General features: G+C 66.3%; 17 protein-coding genes and 1 tRNA gene. 5 read left to right on the forward strand and 13 right to left on the reverse strand.

The genetic code is table 11. From position 1 onward, the window contains the following. Nucleotides 1–16 precede the first annotated feature (16 nt). From FHS28_RS19410 to FHS28_RS19440, 7 genes are all read right to left on the reverse strand, one after another. Nucleotides 17–658 (reverse strand): DUF1109 domain-containing protein, encoded by a 642-nt coding sequence (locus tag FHS28_RS19410; RefSeq protein ID WP_088454721.1) that lies wholly within the window; start codon nucleotides 656–658, stop codon nucleotides 17–19. Beyond that, nucleotides 655–1,281, reverse strand: coding sequence for a sigma-70 family RNA polymerase sigma factor (locus FHS28_RS19415; protein WP_088454722.1), 627 nt, complete (start codon nucleotides 1,279–1,281; stop codon nucleotides 655–657). The genes FHS28_RS19410 and FHS28_RS19415 overlap by 4 nt, the downstream gene beginning before the upstream one ends. Before the next feature lie 274 nt (nucleotides 1,282–1,555). Beyond that, nucleotides 1,556–2,119: a DoxX family protein gene (locus tag FHS28_RS19420; protein ID WP_246410383.1), complete on the reverse strand. Its 564-nt coding sequence runs from the start codon at nucleotides 2,117–2,119 to the stop codon at nucleotides 1,556–1,558. After that, a complete protein-coding gene (locus FHS28_RS19425; protein WP_088454724.1) occupies nucleotides 2,116–2,886 on the reverse strand; it encodes an HvfC/BufC N-terminal domain-containing protein in 771 nt (256 codons plus the stop codon). The genes FHS28_RS19420 and FHS28_RS19425 overlap by 4 nt, the downstream gene beginning before the upstream one ends. Further along, nucleotides 2,876–3,799: an MNIO family bufferin maturase gene (gene bufB / locus FHS28_RS19430; protein ID WP_088454725.1), complete on the reverse strand. Its 924-nt coding sequence runs from the start codon at nucleotides 3,797–3,799 to the stop codon at nucleotides 2,876–2,878. The genes FHS28_RS19425 and bufB overlap by 11 nt, the downstream gene beginning before the upstream one ends. Nucleotides 3,800–4,151: 352 nt before the next feature. After that, nucleotides 4,152–4,463 carry a BufA1 family periplasmic bufferin-type metallophore gene (locus FHS28_RS19435; protein ID WP_088454726.1) on the reverse strand — a complete coding sequence of 104 codons (312 nt, stop codon included), beginning with the start codon at nucleotides 4,461–4,463 and terminating at the stop codon, nucleotides 4,152–4,154. 441 nt (nucleotides 4,464–4,904) lie between these two features. Then, nucleotides 4,905–4,978, reverse strand: a tRNA-Gly gene (locus tag FHS28_RS19440). Nucleotides 4,979–5,167: 189 nt separating this feature from the next. Between FHS28_RS19440 and FHS28_RS19445 the strand changes: the two genes are divergently transcribed. Together FHS28_RS19445 and FHS28_RS19450 are read left to right on the forward strand one after the other, a co-directional pair. Beyond that, on the forward strand, nucleotides 5,168–6,469 hold the full coding sequence (locus tag FHS28_RS19445) for an MFS transporter (protein WP_088454727.1): 1,302 nt from the start codon (nucleotides 5,168–5,170) through the stop codon (nucleotides 6,467–6,469). A gap of 83 nt (nucleotides 6,470–6,552) precedes the next feature. Continuing rightward, a complete protein-coding gene (locus FHS28_RS19450) occupies nucleotides 6,553–7,449 on the forward strand; it encodes an aspartyl/asparaginyl beta-hydroxylase domain-containing protein (RefSeq protein WP_310736835.1) in 897 nt (298 codons plus the stop codon). A gap of 90 nt (nucleotides 7,450–7,539) precedes the next feature. Here the strand turns inward: FHS28_RS19450 and FHS28_RS19455 are convergent, their stop codons facing one another. Next, nucleotides 7,540–8,385 carry a dioxygenase family protein gene (locus FHS28_RS19455; protein ID WP_088454729.1) on the reverse strand — a complete coding sequence of 282 codons (846 nt, stop codon included), beginning with the start codon at nucleotides 8,383–8,385 and terminating at the stop codon, nucleotides 7,540–7,542. Between the two features lie 113 nt (nucleotides 8,386–8,498). Here FHS28_RS19455 and FHS28_RS19460 point away from each other — a divergent pair, with 113 nt between their 5' ends. Then, entirely contained in the window at nucleotides 8,499–11,084 is a 2,586-nt protein-coding gene (locus tag FHS28_RS19460; RefSeq protein ID WP_088454730.1) for an ABC transporter permease, read from the forward strand. 140 nt (nucleotides 11,085–11,224) lie between these two features. Here the strand turns inward: FHS28_RS19460 and FHS28_RS19465 are convergent, their stop codons facing one another. From FHS28_RS19465 to FHS28_RS19485, 5 genes are all read right to left on the reverse strand, one after another. Next, complete coding sequence (locus FHS28_RS19465) at nucleotides 11,225–11,770, reverse strand: chemotaxis protein CheW (RefSeq protein ID WP_088454731.1); 546 nt, start codon at nucleotides 11,768–11,770, stop codon at nucleotides 11,225–11,227. Nucleotides 11,771–11,791: 21 nt separating this feature from the next. After that, a complete protein-coding gene (locus tag FHS28_RS19470; protein WP_088454732.1) occupies nucleotides 11,792–13,774 on the reverse strand; it encodes a methyl-accepting chemotaxis protein in 1,983 nt (660 codons plus the stop codon). A 34-nt stretch (nucleotides 13,775–13,808) separates the two neighbouring features. Further along, nucleotides 13,809–15,956, reverse strand: coding sequence for a chemotaxis protein CheA (locus FHS28_RS19475; protein WP_088454733.1), 2,148 nt, complete (start codon nucleotides 15,954–15,956; stop codon nucleotides 13,809–13,811). 19 nt (nucleotides 15,957–15,975) lie between these two features. Continuing rightward, the gene (locus tag FHS28_RS19480; RefSeq protein WP_058934514.1) at nucleotides 15,976–16,338 is read right to left on the reverse strand and encodes a response regulator; all 363 of its coding nucleotides are present in this window, start codon (nucleotides 16,336–16,338) and stop codon (nucleotides 15,976–15,978) included. 102 nt (nucleotides 16,339–16,440) lie between these two features. Beyond that, nucleotides 16,441–16,896, reverse strand: coding sequence for a hypothetical protein (locus FHS28_RS19485; RefSeq protein WP_088454734.1), 456 nt, complete (start codon nucleotides 16,894–16,896; stop codon nucleotides 16,441–16,443). Nucleotides 16,897–17,191: 295 nt separating this feature from the next. Between FHS28_RS19485 and FHS28_RS19490 the strand changes: the two genes are divergently transcribed. Together FHS28_RS19490 and FHS28_RS19495 are read left to right on the forward strand one after the other, a co-directional pair. Beyond that, nucleotides 17,192–18,370: a hybrid sensor histidine kinase/response regulator gene (locus tag FHS28_RS19490; protein WP_088454735.1), complete on the forward strand. Its 1,179-nt coding sequence runs from the start codon at nucleotides 17,192–17,194 to the stop codon at nucleotides 18,368–18,370. Then, nucleotides 18,367–19,014 carry a response regulator gene (locus tag FHS28_RS19495; RefSeq protein WP_088454736.1) on the forward strand — a complete coding sequence of 216 codons (648 nt, stop codon included), beginning with the start codon at nucleotides 18,367–18,369 and terminating at the stop codon, nucleotides 19,012–19,014. The genes FHS28_RS19490 and FHS28_RS19495 overlap by 4 nt, the downstream gene beginning before the upstream one ends. Nucleotides 19,015–19,125 lie beyond the last annotated feature (111 nt).

Raw genomic sequence — 19,125 nt, forward strand, 5'->3', positions numbered from 1 at the left:
GCGGGCCTGGACCCGCTCACCACCGCAGCCACTTCGGGCCCATGAGGGCGCCGAGGCCCGTGGGAATCAGGAGGCCGGCCACATACCAGATCGCCCAGAACGGCAGTTGCATCTCCGGGCAGTGCAGGCAATAGACGGTGGTGGCGCTGGCCCCGGCCAGCAGCCCGATGACCGCACCCGTCAGCCGCAGCCGCGTCGGCGCCATGCCGCGCACCGCCCAGAAGAGCGCCAGGAAGCCTGGCGCCGACAGCACCGCAATGTTGAACGGGCAGCTCCGCCACGACAGGCCCAGCAGCAGCGCTTGCCACTGGTCCACCGGCGACAGCACCAGCGTGCCGATGGCGCCCAGCCAGAGGGCCGCGAGAGGCGCCACGATGAACAGCCAGCCTCGCCCCAGCGGCAGGCCGGGCCGCGCCAGACGTAGCATCATCTGCCCGGCCCCGATCGCCAGCAGCGCCGGAAAGGCCACCTTGAGCCAGAACCGCGGGGTGATGGCCACCGCGGCGAGGTCCGCGCGCAGTCCCAGCAGCACCAGCATGAGCGCGGTCGCGCCGAGCAGGCTGATCAGCATCGCCGCGGCGTATCGGCGCGGCGGTGCGGATCGGTCCGCCGCGCCGGCTTCGGCAGCCAGCATCGCGACCAGGTCGTCGGTTTTCATGTCACTCCTCGAATCATCTGGGCCAGGGCCTTCAGCCCGCGATGGATGCCCACCTTGATGGCGGACTCGGACAGCCCCGTCAGTTGCGCCGTCTCCGCCACGGACAGTCCCTGCAGCTTCACATGCAGGATCGGCAGGCGGTGTCGGTCCGGAAGCTGGGACAGCAACTGATCCACATCCCGGCGGGCATGAGCGGCCTCGTCATCGGAGGCGGCAAACAGGTCCGCGGCGTCCTCGTCCAGCGGTTCCGTCCAGGCCTCGTGACGATAACGGCTGCGCAGGAAGTCCGCCGTCTTGTAGCGGGCAATGGCATACATCCAGGCGGTCAGTGGCTGCTCCGGCAGGTAGGTGTGGCGGCCGTTGTGGACCGCAATCAGGATCTCCTGCACCAGGTCCTCCACGTCCTGCGGCTTGTCGTGCAGCCGCTTGCGAAGGAAGGCGCGCAGCACGCCGCCCAGCGCCTGCAGGAACGATTGGTAGGCGCGGGTGTCGCCGTCGAGCGCCGAGAGGAACAGCGATTTCAGCTGCTGTTCGGTGGCCTGTGCGGTGGCTCGTGCGCCAACCTGGGCGGTGGTCGGCGCAGGCGGCGGGGTGGTCGTGGGGGCGCCAGGGGCGAAGTCCATCGCGCGATTGTCCGTGTGACCTGGCATTGAGGTGTTGGGAATTGTGCGGAGTCGGGGAAGGCCGTCCCCGCACCTGGACTGTGACAGGTCGGGGGCTGGCGCTTGCATTGCCGCTGGCGCACACGCCGACACTGGCGCCCGTGCGTGGGCCGGAGCCGAGGGCCATGCCGGCCGGCGCGGGACGCTCGACGACGTCCGGATCTGCGGCAGTGGCGGGTCGTTCCGCCTCGTCCGGACCCGCCTCAGTGGTGCGTCGCCCCAGAACGGGCTGGATTCAGCGAGGTTCATGACGCCGCCGTGTCAGCGAAGCCAGCCGCCGGCCGATCAGATGATCCAGCGAGAGGGCGCCCGGTCCCCCGGCGGCGATGGCCATCGCCATGGCAAACCAGGTGGCATGCACCGGCCAGCCGTCTGGCACGGTCAGCTGGATCAAAACAATCATGCCCATCAGGGCGCAGGCCGCCAGGCGCGTGCCCAGGCCGGCGATCAGCAGCAGGGGCAAGACCACCTCGCCGCAGGCTGACAGAAACGCCATCACGGCCGGCGCGGGAAACGGGTACGGCCCGCCCGGGAGGTGGAGCTGAAACTCGTCGGTGAACAGCGCGACCGCGACGTCATTCAAGTGCAGGAACCCATCCCACTTGAGCAGGCCTGATTTGAGAAAGGGCACGGCGATGGCTAGACGAAGTGCAAGCTGTGCAAGCCAAGCGGGTGGGGTGAGCGCTGCCCACCACCGGGACCAGGACAACCCGCGCCCGTGGGCTGCCAGGTGGGTGTGCGCGGTGGGCGGCATGGCGGGAGCCGCCGCGCCGGAGGCTCGGTCGTTCAACGGGGTCATGCGACAGTCTCCTCGGGCAGGGACGCAAAGACGCCGGCTTCGATGAGCGCGGCGAGATGGGTGGTGAGATCAAAGGACGGGTTCGCCGACAGGGCTGCCTCGGCAGCGCTTGCCAGAGGCTGCCCGTCCAGCAGCGCCTGCAGGAAGGGCGCCGCTTCATCCGGAAGGTGGGTGACGATCACTTCGTCAGCAGGGCGGGTCACGAGCGCGATCTGGGCGTCGCGGGTCGTCAATGGGCTCACCGGGCCTTCATGGCGGTTGATGGCGAAGATGGACACCGCCGGATAGGCCGATCGCACCACTTGCGCGGCAGGGTGTGCCCGCAGCTGGAGGTCTGGTAGGGCTTGGGCAGGCAGCGCGGCGAGGTCATCGGCGGCCAGCGCGGGCGCGTCTGCTGCGTGATAGGCGTCCAGCCACGCGCGTTCGATGCGTGCGACGTCGGCCAGCCAGGGCATCTCCGCTGCGTAGGGATAAGCAGCAATGAAAGCCGGGAACGCGCGACCATAGTCGAACAGCAGCGGCGAGCTGGGCGGCGTCTCGCGGACGTGAGCCCGCGCCATCGCGCGGAAGAAGTCTTCCCCCACGATGCGCTGCACTGCCGGATAAATTGCCGCGACCGCTGCAATGAGGCTGACGGTCACATTGTTGCGATAGACGTTGTAGCGTTTGGCGACCGAGGCGCCCTCGGCGTTCAGCACGATGCCGGGCGGCGGCGCGGCCGGGTCCAGCAGGCCGGATGCGAGTGGGGCGGCGAAGTCAGTGGGCATCGGACACCTCGGCGGCCTGATTCGTCGGTCGATCCGTGATTCCAGTGCCGCTGTACAGGAAGCGCTGAACATCGAGCGCTTGCGCCATCTGCGACTTCAGCACCGTCCAGGGGGGCAACTCGCTGTCCCACTCGATGAGAGTGGGAACGTGCCCGATGGCTGCGATCACCACTGCGTACAGGGCCCACACGTCCGCGCCGACACTGCGATCATGGCTGTCAATCAGCAGCCGCTGCCCGTGTTCATCCTGCTGTTCGCTATGGCCTGCCAGATGCACCTGACCGACCGATGCCAGCGGCAGCTCCCGCAGATACTGGTGGACGTCGAAGCGATGGTTGGTGGCACTGACCACCACGTTGTTCAGGTCCAGCAGCAGACCGCATCCAGTGCGTTGCACGACCTCGCGCAGAAACTGCGGTTCGCTGAGGTCAGACGTGTTGAAGCGTAGATAGGTGGAGGGATTTTCGAGCAGCAGCGGCCGACCCAGCGCGGTCTGCACCTGATCGATGTGCTGGCAGACCTGCTGCAAGGTGGCCGCGGTGTAGGGCAGCGGCAGCAGGTCATTGAAGAAGCGGCCGCCGTGGGACGACCAGGCCAGGTGTTCCGACACCAGGGCGGGTTCATAACGCCGAACCACTGCCACAAGCCGCGCGAGGTGGGCATCGTCCAGCGGCTCGGATCCGCCGATGGACAGGCCCACACCATGCACGGACAGGGGATAGGCGGCCCGCAGCGCCGACAGGGCGCGATGCGGTGGGCCGCCCGCACCCATGTAGTTCTCGGCATGGACTTCGAAGAAGGTGTCCGGGAGCGTGTCTGCGAGCAGCTCGTCCAGGTAGGCCGGCTTGAAGCTCGCGCCGACCCGCAGGGCAGCGTTGCTCGCGACCGGCCAGGTTGCGTCTGGATGCGTCACCGCGCCGCCCGTGGCCGAGCGCGCCGAGGAAGACGCAGAAGCGGTGGCCGCGACAGCGTCCGCGGACGCGAAAAGAATGGATGCGCGAGACACGGAGACCTCCTGGATATGAGAGCGCGCCGCCGGAGGCGTTGACTCGCTGGAATCAACGCCGTAGGACGCTGAGGCACCAGAGTGGTGAATCCCTGCGGCGCGGTGAGCGTGAACGCATCGGTCGCGACCCGCCGGGCATGGACGCCGGAGCGCGCAGACCGCCAGTCATAGACGCTTGCGGCACGACGTCACCAGGCATGCCCGCCTGTGGCGTGAAGTCACCGGGCCTGCTCGCCCGGTGAGCGTAGCCATCCAGGTTTCAGCGCTTCATGATGGGCGTCAGGGAGCCCTGGCCGCCGGGCACCTTCATGGACGTGCAGGTGCCGGCCGGCACGAACTTCCAGGCGTTGCCTTGATAGTCTTCGGTGGAGGTGCCTTGGCAGGTGGTGCCCGGGCCGGCGGCGCAGTCGTTCTGGCCCTTGAGGGCGACGCCGTAGCACTTTTCCTTCTTGGCTTCGGTCTTCGTGTCCGCCTTGGCCTCGGGCATGGCGCCGGCATGGGCCGAAGTGGCCAGAACGCCAGCGACGGCGGAAGCGAGCAGGGCAGCGGTGAAGGTGACTTTGGTGGACATGGGGTTCTCCAATCGTTGAGAGGGCTAGCGGCCCTGCAGCGGTGTGCTGCCGGACACGAGGGTTAGTTCGTGCCGTTCGTCGATTGGGTTACAGCGGGTCAAAAAAATTCTTGAGCGGCTGCCCGTCTGTGCATGTCGGGGGGGCACGAAGCCAGCGTTCCAGTCGAAGCAAGAGTGACTCCGCCTGGCGCTCGCCTTCTACGACAGCGCTCGGGCTGACCGGGCCGCCGACATCGTCCGAGACGTTGCGCCCGATCCACCGCCTCTACAACGTCTGAAAGTTCACTTCGCTCAGAACGAGCAAATCGGCGCATGGCAACCAGAAGCGTCGTGGGCGCTAGGAACGCTCAGCAGGGAGTTGAAGGGGGGGGAGGAGGTTCAGCGAACGCGCCTCGTCTTTTGGCGCGCGGTCTACTTCAGTCACGGCGAGGCTGCCGATGCTGGAGCGGGTGATGGGAATCGAACCCACGTATCGAGCTTGGGAAGCTAGCGTTCTACCATTGAACTACACCCGCATCGCTGACCATTGTAGCCGAGCCAGGACGCGCGGCGCAGCATCCGAGCGGGGGCACGTAGAGGCGCCTTCAGCGCCTCCAGCAGCACGTCCGCGCTCCATTCGGGCGCTCTTCGACCCTACTCAGACGCCGTTTGTCCGATTCATGTTGCAATGCTGAACGCTACCTGAACGTTTGCTTGCAAGCCCCATGACTCCACCGGCCGCTCCCTCGTCTGCACACACCCCTGGCGCCCCCGATACTCCTGCGGCTCACGCCCAAGCCAGGCGGACGCCCGCCGCGGGTGGATCCCAGTCGGCACCTGATGCCGCGGGTCGCCATCCTCATCTGGTCTGGGCGCTCCTGGCCCTGGCTTTGGGCGGCTTCTCCATCGGCACGACCGAATTCGCGGCGATGACGCTAGTGCCGTTCTTCTCCCCCGATCTGGGGATCGACGTCCCCACTGCCGGCCGCGTGATCAGTGCCTATGCCCTCGGCGTCGTGGTCGGCGCGCCGATCTTCGCCACACTCGGTGCGAAGCTGCCGCGACGCACCCTCCTGATCCTGCTGATGATGGCCTTCGCCGTCGGCAATGGCCTGAGCGCCATCGCGCCGGGCTATTACTCGATGCTGCTGTTCCGCTTCCTCAGCGGCCTGCCGCACGGCGCCTACTTTGGTGTGGGTGCGCTCGTCGCCGCCTCACTGGTGGCTCCGGAACGCCGCGCCCAGGCGGTTAGCATGATGATGCTGGGTCTGACCGTTGCCACCATCATCGGCGTGCCCTTGGCCAATGCGCTGGGGCAATGGGTCGGCTGGCGCTGGGGCTTTGCGATCGTCGCGCTGCTGTCGCTGTGCACGGCCGCGCTGGTCGCGACCCAAGTGCCCAAGGATGAGGTCCAGCCCGGCGCCAGCGCCATGCGCGAACTCGGTGCCCTCGCGAAGCGGCAGGTGTGGCTCACCCTGGGCATCGGCGCCATCGGCTTCGGCGGCATGTTCGCGGTCTACACCTACCTGGCCTCCACCCTGCTGGAAGTGACCGGCGCCAGCCCATCGCTGCTGCCCATTGTGTTCAGCGTGTTTGGCCTGGGCATGACGGTCGGCACCCTGGCGTGCGCCTGGGCCGCCGACCGCGCGTTGATGCCCACCGTCGGTGGCATCCTGCTTTGGAGCGCCGTCTCCCTGGCGCTGTTCCCCTTCGCCGCCGGCCATCTGGGGACGCTGCTGCCGGTGGTCTTCATGATCGGCTGCGGCGGCGGCCTGGGCGCGGTGCTGCAGACCCGGCTGATGGACGTCGCCGGTGATGCGCAGACCTTGGCTGCCGCGCTGAATCACTCAGCCTTCAATGCCGCCAATGCCCTAGGCCCCTGGCTGGGTGGCATGGCCATCGCGGCGGGTTACGGCTGGACCTCCACCGGCTGGGTCGGCCTGGCCCTGGCCATTGGCGGTCTGCTGGTCTGGGCCCTCTCCCTGGCCGACGACCGCCGCACGGTCGCGCGACGGGCTGTCACGTGACACCCCCTTCGCTGCGATAATCCCGCGCTTGCTGAGTCTAGAGAGTTCTCATGCCTGTCCACATGGCTGAATGGCTGCCGCCCGTGCGCTACTGGGTGCTGGCGATCTTCATCGCTTCCGCGCTGTATGCCCACTTCCGGGGCCGTGTGCGTTTCAAGCTGGCGCGCGCGCTGACCGATTTCACGGTGCTGCTGGCGCCCATCAATGCGGCCATGTATCTGTTCTCGCGGCCGCCAGCGACCCCCTACCTGAAGACCGACGACTTCAAGGAGCTGGACCTGCTGCGCGACAACTGGCAGCTGATCCGCGATGAAGCGCTGCGCCTGAATGACGAGGGCTACATCAAGGCCGCCTCCGGCTACAACGATATCGGCTTCAATTCCTTCTTCCGCACCGGCTGGAAGCGCTTCTACCTGAAGTGGTATGACCGCGACATGGAATCGGCCCAGTCCCTGTGCCCGAAAACGGTGGAACTCCTGCAGCGCATTCCGACCATCAAGGCCGCCATGTTTGCTTCGCTGCCGCCGGGCGCGCGCCTGGTGCGTCATCGCGACCCCTATGCCGGCTCGCTGCGTTACCACCTGGGCCTGACCACCCCCAACCATCCCGACTGTTTCATCGAAGTCGACGGCGAGCGTTATCACTGGCGCGACGGTGAAGCGGTGATGTTCGATGAGACCTTCATCCACTACGCCGAGAACAGCACCCAGCATCAGCGCGTGATCCTGTTCTGCGACGTGGAGCGTCCGCTGCACTTCGCCCCGATGCGCTGGCTCAATCGCTGGTTCGGCAAGGTGGTCATGACCGCTGCGGCCACGCAGAACCTGGAGTCCGAACCCATTGGCGGACTCAACAAGTTCTTCTTCCACGCCTACAAGGTGCGGATCTTCTTCAAGGCCTTCAAGCAGCGCACCCGCCTGGGGTATTACATCGTCAAGTGGGCGCTGATTCTGGGCATCCTGGCCGCGATCTTCCTCTGATGCCCCCGTCAACGAGGCCATCGACTGGCCTCGTCAGGGGACGAACGTTCCCCAAAGGTTCCCGGAAGCCGACAGGTCTCGGGGATCTTGTCAAGGGGTGTTTTGAAGAGCCTCCCGCAGCGCCCCAGCCTGCGGCCCGAAGGCATACGCATCCATCCCCAGGCAGCCGAAGGTGACGGCCTCGAAGATGCGCTGTGGTGCTTCTTCCCGGCCACCCAGGCCGGCCGCCACGAACCAGGGCAGCAGATGCTCATCGGTCGGATGCATCATCACCGCGTTCGGGGCCTGGACGCGGTATTGCGCCAGAGCTTCCCAGTCTCGCGCTTCGCTGCGTGCTGCAAACCAGGTCCGGAAGGCGGCCGACTCCGGCATCTCCGGATCGTTCTCGGTGGGCGCGCCGCCCCAGGGGCGCTGGCTCATCAGCAGACGCAGGTTGTGGGTGATGCTGCCGGTGGCCAGCACCAGCACGCCGTCCTCGGACAGCGATCGCAGTTGCGCCCCCATCGCCATCAGTTCAGCGGGGGACGCCATGGGCGTGAGGGCCAGCGGCACCACCGGCACATCGGCGTCCGGATACAGGTAGCGCATCGCCGTCCAGATGCCGTGATCCAGGCCGCCGCGTTCCAGCACCGGCGCCTGCAGACGCTCGCCCACCGTGGCTGCCAGGTCCGGCGCGCCGGGCGCGTCATACCGCAATTCGTACAGCGCCTGCGGGAACCCGCCGAAGTCGTAGACGGCCTCATGCTGCGCGCCGCCCAGCAGCACCGGCGCGCGCGCGGTGGTGTGGGCGGAGACGGCCAGCACCGCCCTCGGGCGGCCGAAGCGGCGGTCCAGGGTCTGGCCCAGATGGGTGAGAAAGGCACCGGTCGCTCCGGGCTCCAGCGCGATCATTGGGGAGCCGTGCGAGACAAAGAGGGCAGGGAAGTGCATCGTCATGCCTTCATTGCAGCGCGGACCGGCCGGTCGGGGATCAAAACCCCTTGCATGGTCTGTTCAAACTGCTTGTACCTCCGAGCACGTGCAGGCGCGTCATTCGCTACAGTCCACCCATGAGCGCGCAATCCCCGTCCCAGTCCGTTCCGCCTTCCGACACCTGGCCGGCCACCGGCCCCGCCCCCAGCTCCCGCCGCCCGCCGTCCCTGTGGCGGCAGACGGCCCTCCAGACCTGGCGGGATGCGCGGGCGGGGGAACTCTCCCTGCTGATCCTCGCCCTGATCCTGGCGGTGGCGGCGGTCTGTGCCGTGGCCTTCCTGTCCGACCGCCTGGACCGCGGTCTGCGTCGCGATGCTGCGCAGCTGCTCGGTGGCGATGTGGTGCTCGCCAGCGACCAGCCCACGCCCGCGCCCGTGCGGGCACTGGCCCAGCGCCTGAACATGCAGACGGTGGACACCCTGAGCTTCCCCAGCATGGCCCGCGCGCCCGATGCGCAAGGCGGGGGCAGCCGGCTGGTGTCGGTGAAGGCGGTCAGCCCCAGCTATCCGCTGCGGGGCAAGCTGACGCTGTCCGATGGCACCAAGACCGGTGCGCCAGCGCCTGGCACGGTGTGGGTCGACCCCGGCGTGCTGACGGCCTTGAGCGTCAAGGTGGGAGATTCGGTGCTGCTGGGGGATGCCACGCTGCGCATCGCCGGCCAGATCGGCAATGAGCCCGACCGTGGGGCCGGTTTCATGAATCTGATGCCGCGGGTGATGGTGGCCCAGGCGGATCTGCCGGCCACGGGTCTGATCCAGCCCGCCAGCCGGGTGACCTACCGCTTCGGCGTGGTGGGCAATGAAGCGGCGGTGCGCAGTTTCACCACCGAGACGCAGCAGGCCGTGAAAGCGCAGAACTTGCGCGGCATCCGGCTGGAGTCGCTGGAGTCCGGCCGTCCGGAGATGCGTCAGACGCTGGACCGGGCCACCAAGTTCCTCAACCTGGTGGCCTTGCTGGCGGCGCTGCTGGCGGCCATCGCCGTGGCCCTGGCGGCCCGTGAATTTGCCAATCGCCACCTGAACGACTGCGCCATGCTGCGGGTGCTGGGTCAGCCGCAGCGCCGGCTCTCCTGGGTCTTCACGCTGGAGTTTGCGCTGGTGGGGGCCGTGGCGAGCAGCCTGGGCATCCTGCTCGGCTTCCTGCTGCACTACGTCTTCATCGGCCTGCTGGCCGGCCTGATCGCGGTGGACCTGCCCGCTGCAGGCGCCTGGCCGGTGCTGCTCGGCCTGGGCATGGGCATGAGCCTGCTGCTGGGTTTCGGCCTGCCGCCGGTGCTGCAACTGGCCTCCGTCCCGCCGCTGCGGGTCATCCGCCGCGATGTCGGCCGGCCCAAGGCCACGTCGATCCTGGTGCTGGGCGCGGGCGTGCTGGGCTTTGTGGCGGTACTCACCGCCCTGTCCGCAGACTGGCGTCTGGGCCTGATCGCCACGGGCGGCTTTGTGGTGGCGCTGGCGCTGTTTGCGCTGATGGCCTGGCTGGCGGTCGTCGCGCTGCGCCGGGTGGTGCCACAGGCGGGTGCGCCACGCTGGCTGTTGCTGGCCACCCGTCAGGTGGCCGCCCGCCCGGCTTTTGCCGTGCTGCAGGTGGGCGCGCTCTCGCTGGGTCTGCTGGCGCTGGCGCTGCTGGTGCTGCTGCGCACCGACCTGATCGACAGCTGGCGTGCCGCCACACCGGCCAACGCGCCGGACCGCTTTGTGATCAACATCCAGCCGGACCAGGGCGCGGCCTTCCGCGGTGAGCTTGAGAAGGCCGGCGTGAAGGACTACGACTGGTATCCGATGATCCGGGGCCGGCTCGTCAGCATCAATGGCAAGGCGGTGAGCGCGGGGCAGTTCCAGGAAGAACGGGCGCAGCGTCTGGTGGAGCGGGAATTCAACCTGAGCCACAGTGCGGAGCTGCCCAGTCACAATGAAATCAGCCGCGGCCAATGGACGGCCAATGAGAAGGACGGGCTCAGTGTCGAACAGGGCCTGGCCGATCAGCTCGGGCTGAAGCTGGGCGACCGCCTGGCCTTCGACATTGCCGGCACCACCGTCGAATCCCGCATCACCAGTCTGCGAAAGGTCGATTGGGGCTCGATGCGCGTCAACTTTTTTGTGCTGTTTCCACAGGCCGAGATGCCAGACCTGCCGCTGAGCTACATCTCCGCCTTCCACACGCCGCCGGGCCAGGCGCTGGCCATGGATCGTGCGCTGGTGCGCGCCTTCCCCAACCTCACGCTGGTGGATGTGTCGGCCGAGCTCAAGCAGATCCAGTCGGTGCTGGAACAGGTGAGCATGGCGGTGCAGCTGTTGTTCGCCGTCGCGCTGGCGCTGGGCGTGGTGGTGCTGCTGGTGGCCGCCGTCGGATCCCGCGAAGCCCGGACCCGGGAATTTGCGCTGATGCGGGCCATGGGCGCGTCCAGCGCCTTGATGGCTGCGGTGCAGCGGGCCGAACTGCTGGGGCTGGGGGCGCTGGCCGGTTTTCTGGCCGGAGGCGCCGCCCAGGCCATGGGCTGGGCGCTGACGCGATATGCCTTCGACTTCGAATGGCAGTTCAAGCCCTGGGTGCTGCTGGGCACGACCGTGGGCGGCGCGGTGCTGGCCCAACTGGCGGGCTGGTGGGCGCTGCGCGGCGTGCTCAAGCGCCCGGTGGTGCAGACGCTGCGGGACGCGCAGGACTGAAGCGGCGCAGGCCCGTGCGATGCGCGCTGAGCCGGCGCCTCCCAAAACAAAAGCGCCTGGCATGCCAGGCGCTTTTGTTTTGGGTCCGCGCAGGACCGTCGGAGCAGGGCGCCACACAAGCGCCCCCGCTGGCAGATCGATCAGCCGGTGATGGAATCCATCAGGCCCATGTCGGCGCTGCTCATCAGGCCTTCGATGTCGATCAGGATCAGCATGCGTTCGCTGACGGCGCCGATGCCCATGATGAAGCTGGTGTTCACCGCGCTGGCGCTGAGTTCCGGCGCCGGACGGATGGCTTCACGGCTCAGTTCCAGCACGTCGGACACCGAGTCCACCACGGCACCGACCACGCGGTTCTTCACGTTCAGCACGATGACCACGGTGAAGCTGTTGTATTCCGCGGTGGCGCAACCGAGCTTCAGGCGCAGGTCCACGATCGGCACGATGACGCCGCGCAGATTGACCACGCCCTTGATGAAATCCGGAGCGTTGGCGATGCGGGTGGGCTGCTCGTAGGAGCGGATTTCCTGCACCTTCAGGATGTCGATGCCGTACTCTTCCTGGCCGAGGCGGAAGGTCAGGTATTCACCATTGGACGGTGCGACATTGCCCGAGCCGGACTGGAGGGCCAGCGCGCCGGAGCCTGCTTGCACGACTTGCGTGCCGGTTTGTTGGACGATTTCCATGAAGTGACCTCGTGCGGCTGATTAAAAGGTTTCCCAGTCGCCGTCATCGGCGGCGGTGGTGACCGGCTGGGCCGGCGCGGGAGTAAACGGAGCAGCGGCTGCCTTGGGGGCGGACGCCTTGGGTTTCGGAGCGGGGCTGGCCTTGGCGACGGGCTTGACCGTCGCTGCCTTGGCGGGCGCCTTCACGGGTGCCTTCACCGGGGCCTTCAACGCTGTCTTCGCCGGCGCATTCGCCGATGCGGAAGCGGGCGCCTTGGCGGCGGCGGTGGTCGTGGCGGGCTTGACCGTCATCGGCCTGCTGGCCGGGGACGTCACGCTGGTGCTGGCCTTCGGCGCCGCAGCCCCGGGCGTCGGCTTGAAGCTGGGTTCCACCGGGGCCTTCGCCGCCGGCTTGCCTGCGCCGCTGAACAGGGACGAGGACGTCGCCACGGCCGCATGCGGATTGACGCGGAAGCGGTCCACCACCGAGCCCAGGCGCTCGGCCTGGTCCTTGAGGCTTTCCGCCGCAGCAGCGCTTTCTTCCACCAGCGCGGCGTTCTGCTGGGTCATCTGGTCCAGCTGGCTGACGCCCTGGTTGACCTGGCTGATGCCGTCGCTCTGCTCGCTGGAGGCCGCGGTGATCTCGCCAATGATGTCGGTCACGCGCTGCACGCTGGAGACGATGTCGCTCATCGACGTGCCGGCTTCCTGCACCAGGCGGGCACCGGTCTCGACGCGCTCGACGCTGGCGCCGATCAGCGACTTGATCTCGCGGGCCGCTTCAGCGCTGCGCTGGGCCAGCGAGCGCACTTCACCGGCCACCACCGCGAAGCCGCGGCCCTGTTCCCCGGCACGAGCCGCTTCCACAGCGGCATTCAGGGCCAGGATGTTGGTCTGGAAGGCGATGCCATCGATGGTGCCGATGATGTCGCTGATGCGCTTGGAGCTGGCGTTGATCTCGTCCATGGTGGAGACCACCTGGCTGACCACTTCGCCGCCCTTGGCCGCTGCGCCGGAGGCGGAGGAAGCCAGCTGGTTGGCGGTGCGGGCGGAATCGGCGGTCTGCTTGACGGTGCCGGTCAGCTGCACCAGCGACGAAGCGGCTTCCTGCAGGTTGGAGGCCGTCTGCTCCGTCCGGCTGGACAGGTCCTGGTTGCCGGTGGCGATTTCCACCGAGGCGGTACGGATCGAATCGGCGGCGGTGCGCAGTTGCCCCACCATCGTCTGCAGCGCTTCCTGCATGCGATGCAGCGACTGCATCAGCTTGGACGCTTCGTCCTTGCCTTCCACCCGGGTCATGACGCGGGAGAGGTCGCCCTCGGCGATGGCACCGGCCAGCGCTTCAGCTTCCACCAGCGGGCCGCAGATGCTGTTCATGTTCAGCAGCGTCAGCGGCACCACCACGACGGCGGCAAACACCAGCACCAGCACAAAGGTCCACAGCACCTTGGACTGGGTGCTTTCCATCCCGGTCCGCATGGCTTGCGATTCAGCTTCCAGCCGCTTGGAGTATTCGGCGATCTGGGCTTCCGCCTCCTTCACCTGATCTTTGGCGGGCTGCAGCAGGCGGTCCGCCACGGCCGCGTGGTCATACGCGCCCGCTTCAAGCTGGTTCACCACATTCGAGGCCTTGCTCGCATAGGTCTCCAGCGCGCCCTTGATCTTGTCCAGCAACGCCTTGTCTTCATCGTCGCTGAGCTTGGTCAGTTCGGCCACGAAGCCAGCGGCCTGGCTGCGGGCGGCGTCCCACTTGGCATGCCGCTCCTTCACCACCTCGGGCTTCTCGTAGTTGATGATCATGTCCTTTTCATGGACACGCACCAAACCCATCGCCCCGACCAGATTGCTGACCACACGGCCGCGTTCCGACGATTTATCCAGGAACTCCTGCGTCTGTCCGCGCATGGATTGCATGCCGAACAGACCGACGCTCCCGACCACCAGCAGCAGCACCAGCACGATGGCGATGGCGCCGATCATGCGGGTCCTGATGCTGAACTGCCGAAGCAGTGCGCTGAAATTCATAGGTCTACCTCAAGAGGGAAACAGCCGGAGCGGTTCAATGACGTGACCGGCGGACCAGACTGCCGACATCCAGAATGAGGGCCACGCGGCCATCCCCCATGATCGTGGCGCCCGATACATCCGGCACCTTGCGATAGTTGGCTTCCAGGTTCTTCACCACCACCTGCTGCTGGCCGAGCAATTCGTCCACCAGCATGGCCACGCGGCCGCCTTCAGCTTCCACAACGACCATGATGGAGCTGACATGCTCGAAGTCGAAGCGGGGCACGTTGAATACCTGCTCCAATTCCACCACCGGCATGAACTCGTCACGCACCTCGACCACACGGCCGGAGCCGCCCACGGTCTTGATGGTGTCGGACTGCACCTGGAAGGACTCGACCACCGAGGACAGCGGCAGGATGTAGACCTCTTCGCCCACACCCACGCTCATGCCGTCCATGATGGCCAGGGTCAGCGGCAGGCGGACCGAGACCTTCATGCCGTAGCCTTCAGCGGAGTCGATCTCCACCGTGCCGCCCAGCGAGGTGATGTTCTTCTTGACCACGTCCATGCCCACGCCACGGCCCGACACGTCGGTGACCTGATCGGCCGTGGAGAAGCCCGGCGCGAAGATCAGACCCCAGACTTCCTGGTCGCTCATGGTGTCCGGCGCATCGATGCCCTTTTCGCGGGCCTTGCGGATCAGCTTCTCGCGGTTCAGGCCACGGCCGTCGTCGCGCACTTCGATGACGATGGAGCCGCCCTGATGGGACGCCACCAGCGTGATCGTGCCCTGTTCCGGCTTGCCCTTGGCCGCACGCTCGGCCGGGGTCTCGATGCCGTGGTCGCAGCTGTTGCGCACCAGGTGGGTCAGCGGGTCGGTGATCTTTTCCACCAGGCCCTTGTCCAGCTCGGTGGCTTCCCCTTGGGTGACCAGCTCGACCTTCTTGCCCAGCTTCGCGGCCAGGTCGCGCAGCATGCGGGGGAAGCGGTTGAAGACGACCGACATCGGAATCATCCGAATCGACATCACCGATTCCTGCAGATCCCGGGTGTTGCGTTCCAAATCGGCCAGACCCGAAGCCAGCTGCTGATACAGCGCCGGATCCAGGTTGCGGCTGTTCTGGGCCAGCATCGCCTGGGTGATGACCAGCTCGCCCACCAGGTTGATCAGCTGGTCGACCTTTTCCACCGAGACGCGCAGGGTGGACTGGTCCATGTTGGCACCACCGGCACGGGCCGGCGCATCGGCCTTGGCCGGCACCGCCGGCTTGACCGGCACCGGCACGGCGGCCTTGGGAGCCTCGGCGGCCTTCTGCTCCGAATTGGTGGCAGCAGGCAGGCCGGGGGAATCTTCAAAGAAGCCGTAGCCCGGATCCTCGTCCTTCTTCGCTTCTTCCTTCGGAGCGCCCGGGGCGCCTTCATGGAATCCAAAGCCTGGGCCGATCGGCAGGATCTTGACCTGCTCGCGGGAGACGTGGAAGGTGAACAGGTCCAGCAGGTCGTTGTCGCTGCTGCTGGTGAGCACCTTGAAGCGACGCATGCCGTCGGCGGAGATGCCACCGTCCAGCGGCTCGATCGTGCCGAGGTCGGTGATTTCCTTGAACAGGTCGACCAGGTTGTCGGCCTGCGCCGGATTGCTCAGCGGGCCGACGAGCAGCTCCAGCTGACGCACCGAAGAGGTCAGCGGGGCGGGAGAGGGCGATGCGGCGGCGGGGGCCGGCGCAGGCGCGGCTGCTGCAGCGGGCGCGGCCGCAGCCCGGTTGCCGTCCAGCTCACGGCCTTCCACGAGGGCGCGAATGTCGACCAGCAGCGCGCTGGTGTCGACCGCATCGGCACCGGAACCCTGATGGCGGGCCAGTTGGGCGCGCAGCGCGTCACCCGACTGCAGCAGCACGTCCACCATCGGTGACGTGGGGGCCAGTTCGTGACGCCGCAGCTTGTCCAGCAGCGTTTCCATCTGGTGGGTCAGCTCGGCCACATCATTGAAGCCAAAGGTCGCGGCGCCCCCCTTGATGGAGTGGGCGCAGCGGAAAATGGCATTCATCTGCTCGTCGTCCGGATTGTCGATATCCAGATTCAGCAGCAGTTGCTCCATGTTGTCGAGGTTCTCACCGGCTTCTTCAAAGAAGACTTGGTAGAACTGACTCAGGTCGATGCCGGCGCCGAGGTTGGCGCCTTCGGAGGTCATATCTCCCATCTATCTCTCCCCCGCGGGTTCAGCGGATGACCTTGCCGATCACTTCGATCAGCTTGGCCGGGTCGAATGGCTTGACCAGCCAGCCGGTGGCACCGGCGGCGCGGCCGGCCTGCTTCATCTGGTCGCTGGACTCGGTCGTCAGGATGAGGATGGGGGTGGTCTTGAACTTCGGGTTGTCCCGCAGCTTCTTGGTCAGGCTGATGCCGTCCATCCGGGGCATGTTCTGGTCGGTCAGCACCAGATCGAAGTCGCGCTGGGTGGATTTCTCCCAGGCATCCTGCCCGTCCACCGCCTCCACGACATTGAAACCCGCATTCTTGAGGGTGAACGAGACCATCTGGCGCATGGAGGCCGAATCGTCTACGGCGAGGATCGAGGGCATTTTTGGTTCTCCGGATGACAAGCGGTTTTCGGTTGCAGCTTGAGATTCTTTAGGCTACAGCAGCGGTTGTTTTTTTGTGGGACTTGTGGTTGCTGACGAAGGTCAAAACAGCTCGATCGAGCCAGCATCCATTTCGTCCTGGGTGACCGGATTCGGTCTCAGCGGGGCAGTTTCCACTACAGCAGCCCCATCTTCGTCGTCCCCGAAGGCATCTCGGGCGAGTTGATCGGAACAATTGCGCAAACGCTGGCTGGTATGGTTGATCAGCTGCGTGGACATGTCGTGAAACTGCAGCGCCGTGACCGCGCCGGCCAGGTGCAGCATCACCTGTTGAAGGGCGTCCTTGTCCTGGTCGCTGCTGGCGCGTGACAGGAGCTGGTCAATCAGGCTGGAGGCCCCGAAAAAGTGGCTGGACAAGGTCTCACCCGTGTCATCCAGCAACCGCTGCAGGCGCTCGAGGTCATTGTTGACCGTCATGAGATGGTCCTGCAGCTCGGCGGCGGCCAGCAACGGCATCAGGCCACTGTCCTGCTCGACCGCTGTCTCATCGATTTGCATCTTGGCTCCACATGCGATGTCCACACTTCGTGCTCACACCGACCCAACTCGGTGTGCGGCGAGACTCTTCTTGGCTGCAGGAATCTTCGGCTTTTAGCAGGCATCTGTCGATGGAAGTAATTGGCCAAAGTGACCCCAATATTGGGCTTCGTCCACCTTTCCACACTTTCAGAACGGGCCGCCGAGAACTTCCTCTCCAGCGTAAACCCAGGACTCTAAGGTTTCCAGATGTGAACGAAGACGAGTTGCGCGCGCGCATCCCGGGGAGTCGCGACAAACTTGGCATACTCGCGGCATGCCTGCCTTGCCTCAGGGCGAACGCCGCCTGCGTTTGCTGCACATCGAAGACTCCGATCTGGACCATCAACTGATCCTGGCCCAGTTGCAACGGGCCGGGCTTTCTTTCGAGATCACCCGTCTCGACAGCCTGGCGGCGGTCGAAGCGGCGCTCGGCCAGCCGTGGGACGCCATCATTTCGGACTACAACCTGCCCGGTTTTTCCGGGCTGGTGGTGCTGGACCTCATCCGGCAGCGTCAACTGATCCTGCCTTTCATCCTGGTGTCCGGGGAAATCGGGGAGGACACCGCGGTGGCCGCCATGCGCAACGGCGCCTCCGACTACCTGCTCAAGAACAACCTCGCCCGCCTGGCGCCGGCGCTGCTGCATGCGATCGAATCCTGCGAAGCCCGGCGGGCACGCCAGGAATCGGACCGGGAACTCATCAAATCCAAACAGCAATTGCACGAGCTGGCGGGTCACCTGCAGACCAGCGTGGAAATGGAACGTGCCGCCATTGCCCGTGAAATCCATGACGATGTGGGCGGCTCATTGACCGCCATTAAATTCGACCTGGCCTGGATCGCTCGACATTCTGATGATGCCGCGGTCCAGCAGCGGGTGCAATCCGCCCTGGAAACCGTGAGCAGCGCCATTGAATCGAGTCAGCGAATCATGCACAACCTGCGCCCGGCCATCCTGGAACAGGGTTTGCTGGCAGCAGTGCAATGGTTGGCCGCCCGTTTTGAGCGACGCACCGGCATTCCTACCGCGGTGCGCAGCGGCGACGAGGTGCAGCCTCTGCCCGCCGGCGTGCCCCTGGTGGCCTACCGGACGGCTCAGGAGGCGCTGACCAATGTGTCCAAACATGCCAATGCAAGCCGCGTGGACGTGGAACTCAGCATGGACGGTGGTGTGCTGACCCTGGAGGTCAAGGACAACGGTCAGGGCCTGGCGCCCGGCGACCTGAGCAAGGCCCGCAGCTTCGGCATCCGAGGGCTGCGGGAGCGCGCGGCCACCGTGGGGGGCTGGGTGGACATGAGTTCGGGCGTGCATGGCACCAGCCTGATTCTGTCGGTCCCGCTGCGGGGGGTGATCCACCCGTTTGAGGATGATTTTGCGGAGGAGGACGGGGCCGGCGCCTCGGGTGCCGGTGCGCAGTCGGAGCATGACCCGTCCACATGGGGCCAACTATGATCAAAGTGATTCTGTGTGACGACCATGCCCTGATCCGCCGGGGCATCCGCGACACCCTGGCCGACGCGCCCGACATCGAAGTCGTGGGCGAGGCCGGTGACTACCCCGAACTGCGCAGCGTCATGCGGGCGCTGCCGGTGGACAAGCAGTGTGATGTGCTGGTGCTGGACATCAACATGCCAGGCCGCAGTGGCCTGGATGTGCTGCATGTGCTCAAGGATGAGGGCACGGCCACCCGGGTGCTGATCGTCTCGATGTATCCCGAGGACCAGTACGCCATCCGTGCCCTGCGGGCCGGCGCGTACGGCTATGTCAACAAGGGTGGGGATCCGCAGCTGCTGGTGCAGGCGGTGCGCACGGTGGCGCAGGGCCGCAAATATGTGACGCCCGAGATCGCCCAGATGCTGGTGGAAAGCCTCACCGCGCCAGCGCCCGAACAGGCGCATCAGAAATTGTCCGATCGCGAATTGCAGACCCTGGTGATGATTGCATCGGGCAAGCGGCTGTCGGATATTGCAGAAGAATTGATGCTCAGCCCCAAGACCGTCAGCGTGTATCGCGCCCGGGTGCTCGAGAAGCTGGGCCTGTCCAACAATTCGGAATTGACGGTGTACGCCATCAGGAACGGGCTCGTGGAAAGCTGATCGCGCTGTCCTGGCGTCGTTTCACGACGCCGTCCCTCCGTTCGTCGCATGGCGCTGCCGGATCGGTCCGGGCATTCACAGAATGCCCGCCATGCAGTGAAGTTTGAGCCA

It is taken from the genome of Roseateles terrae (assembly GCF_014192155.1).
In the GTDB taxonomy this organism is placed as follows: Bacteria; Pseudomonadota; Gammaproteobacteria; order Burkholderiales; family Burkholderiaceae_C; genus Roseateles; species Roseateles terrae.